At 73.7% G+C, this 3270-nt stretch carries 3 protein-coding genes; all 3 read right to left on the reverse strand.

Annotated features, from left to right (window positions below):
• The coding region (locus RIF68_RS32060; protein ID WP_309054777.1) for a glycosyltransferase at window positions 1–422 on the reverse strand (422 nt) is incomplete at its 3' end.
• 448 nt (window positions 423–870) lie between these two features.
• Window positions 871–2499 carry an amidohydrolase gene (locus RIF68_RS32065; RefSeq protein ID WP_309054778.1) on the reverse strand — a complete coding sequence of 543 codons (1629 nt, stop codon included), beginning with the start codon at window positions 2497–2499 and terminating at the stop codon, window positions 871–873.
• Window positions 2500–2555: 56 nt separating this feature from the next.
• Window positions 2556–2996: an Lrp/AsnC family transcriptional regulator gene (locus RIF68_RS32070; RefSeq protein ID WP_024760806.1), complete on the reverse strand. Its 441-nt coding sequence runs from the start codon at window positions 2994–2996 to the stop codon at window positions 2556–2558.
• Window positions 2997–3270: the final 274 nt, after the last annotated feature.

Genomic DNA, 3270 nt, shown 5'->3' on the forward strand with positions numbered 1-3270 from the left:
GGCCAGTTGACGATCCGCCCGCCGGGCACCCAGCGCGAGCCGAGCACCAGATCGGCGCCCTTGAGCGCGGTGAGCAGCCGGGGCAGTTCCTCGGGCTGGTGGGAGCCGTCGGCGTCCATCTCCACGAGGACGCCGTAGCCGCGCTCGATGCCCCAGCGGAAACCCGCGAGATAGGCGGCGCCGAGGCCCTCCTTGCCCCGCCGGTGCAGGACGTGGACGTGGTCGTCCTCGGCGGCGATCTCGTCGGCGAACTTCCCCGTGCCGTCGGGGCTGTTGTCGTCGGCGACGAGGATGTGCGCCGCGGGTACGGCCGCCCGCACGCGGGCGACGACCGGCTTGATGTTCTCGGCCTCGTTGTAGGTCGGGATGATCACCAGGACCTCGCCGAGCGGGCCGTAACGCCTCTGGCCACCGTCGTTCACTGCTGCCCCTTCGGTTCCCTGCGCGGGCTCCCACCTTAGCGAGACCGCCGGGGTGGTCCGTCCCGCCGGGCGGGGCGCCCGAGGCGCCGGGATCGGGTGCCCGCGTGCGGTGCGGGGCCCGGAGGTCCTTCGGTCCGACCCGGGACCCGCTGGCTGCGGGTCGACCGAAGGCCGTTGTCTACTGAACGTCCGGGCCCCACCCGGGTCGCACCTTCCGCCGGAGAAACCTTCCCCCGCGGCCGGGGCGCGGGCGGCGCTCGGCGACGGCGAGGGGGCGGACCGGTCGGACGTCCTGTGGTGGACGCGGAGAACCTACCGGCCGCTGAGGGTCGGCTGTCAATACCCGTTTGACCTGCGACGATGACCGAAAGGCCCAGGTGGAAGGGGAAGATCCGCAGGTCGGGGACAAGCCCGCCGGACGGTGTCCGGCGGGCGGAATGTCCCTACATCACTCGTTCGGCCGGTCGAAGACCGTCTGTCCGTGCACCACCGTCCGCAGGCACACCGGCAGCTCCCGGCCCGGGGTCAGGTCGGGCAGGCCGGGCGTACCGGAGCGGGGATCGGTGGACCAGCGGGCGACCCGGTCGTCCGGCGCCTGCACCACCAGCTCCCCTGTGCGCCAGACCGCGTAGTCGGCGGGGGCACCGGGCACGAGCACCCCCGCGTCGTCCCGGCCCACCGCCCGCCAGCCACCGCGCGTATGAGCGGTGAAGGCGGCGCGTACCGAGATCCGGTGCTCGGGCGTGCGGTGGAACGCCGCGGCCCGGACCGTACCCCACGGGTCGAGCGGCGTGACCGGGCCGTCCGAGCCGAAGGCCAGCGGCACGCCCGCCCGCAGCAGGGCCGCGTACGGGTTGAGGGTGCGGGCCCGCTCGACCCCGAGCCGGTCGGCGTACATGCCCTCGTCCCCGCCCCAGAACGCGTCGAAGGCCGGCTGGACGGAGGCGGTGAGCCCCAGTTCGGCGAAGGCGGCGATCGTCTCCGGGGTCAGCATCTCGGCGTGCTCGACGCGGTGCCGGGCGGCCCGCACGCGCGCCAGGCCCAGCTTCTCCGACGCGGCCCGCACGCCCTCCACCACGGCGCTCACGGCGGCGTCGCCGATCGCGTGGAAACCGGCCTGGAGACCCGCCTCGGTACAGGCCACGACGTGGGCGGCCACGGTGGCCGCGTCCAGGTGCGCCACCCCCGTGTGCCCGGCCCGGTCGGCGTACGACTCGTGGAGACAGGCCGTATGGGATCCGAGGGACCCGTCGGCGAACAGGTCGCCCGCCGCCCCCAGGGCGCCGAGTGCCCGCGCCCGCTCGACGTCGAGGTCGGCCCAGTAGCCGACGACCCGCGGGCCGGGCTCGCCGCGCGCCAGATCCATCAGACCGGTGAAGTCCTCCTCCGAGGAGATGTGGGGCCCGCCGCACTCGTGCAGCGTGCCGATGCCCAGGGACGCCGCGTGCGCGCGGGCCGCCCGCTGGGCCTGCGCACGCTGGCGCGGCGAGACCGCGGCGAAGGCGGCCGCGCGCACGGCGTGGTGTGCGTCGCCCGTCAGCGGCTCCCGCCCCTCGTGGAAACCGTCCATGTCCCGCACGCCCGGAACCAGGTCGAGCAGGGCCGTGGTCACCACCGCCGAGTGGACGTCGATCCGCGTCAGGTACAGCGGCCGGCCACCGGTCAGCTCGTCCAGTTCCGCCCGGCTCGGCGGACGGCGCTCCGGCCAGCGCGAGGCGTCCCAGCCGTGCCCGAGGAGGATGCGGTCCTCCGGACGGGCCGCGGCATGGGCGCGGATCGCCTCCGCCGCCTCGGCGAGCGAGCGCGCCGAGGACAGATCGAGGCCGGTCAGGGCGAAGCCGGTCGCCGTCGTGTGCACGTGGGCGTCGACGAAGGCCGGCGTGACGAGAGCCCCCTCCAGGTCGACCACCTCGTCCACGCCGGAGGCGAAGGCGTCGGCCGCCCCCTCCGAACCCACCCAGGCGACGTGCCCGTGCTCCACCACCATCGCGGTGGCGAAGGGGTCGGCGGGGCTGTGGACTTCTCCACCGCGCAGCAGCACGGTGCGGTGTTCGCCGGCAGAAAGGCTTTCGGTCATGCGCACAGGCTAGGACGTGGGGGGTCCCGGTTTGTCCGGCAGGTCCCCCCTCCGCCTCAGATGCGCGGGGGCCTGGCCTCGTACGGCGTCGAGAGCACCACCGTCGTACGGCTGGACACCCCCGCCTGGGAGCGGATCCGGCTCAGCAGGTGCTCCAGCTCCAGCGGCGTGGCGACCCGTACCTTGAGGATGTAGTTCTCCTCACCCGCCACGCTGTGGCAGGCCTCGATCTCCGGGATGTCCGCCAGCCGGTCCGGGGTGTCGTCGGGGGCGCTGGGGTCGAAGGGTTTGACCGAGATGAACGCGGTGAGCGGCAGCCCCACGGCCTCCGGGTCCACGACGGCGGCATAGCCGCGGATGACACCGCGCTGCTCCAGGCGGCGGACGCGCTGATGCACGGCCGAGGTGGACAGGCCGGTGGCCTTGCCCAGGTCGGTGTAGCTCATGCGCCCGTCCTTGACGAGCAACTCCACGATCTGACGATCCAGCTCCTCCATGCCGTGACCCTATTGCTCCGAGGGGCCCCGGGGACAGCCGGGAACCGGCCGCGGAGGGCGCTATGGGCGGTCACGGGGCACCTGCGACGGGCGTGTGACGAACACCACAGGTTTGAGGGGGTCCCCGGGCGCGCCCACACGGTTATGCGGAGGACCGCATGGGAAGTTGTTGCTGTGGTCGAGGCCGTACGGATCCGGCCGACCCACCCGAGGGGGAGAATCCCATGCAGGAGCCTGCTGAACCGGTCGAGTTCGTCGAACGTCTCGACCGGTT

The sequence above is a fragment of the Streptomyces sp. genome (genome assembly GCF_031178505.1).
GTDB lineage: Bacteria > Actinomycetota > Actinomycetes > Streptomycetales > Streptomycetaceae > Streptomyces > Streptomyces gulbargensis.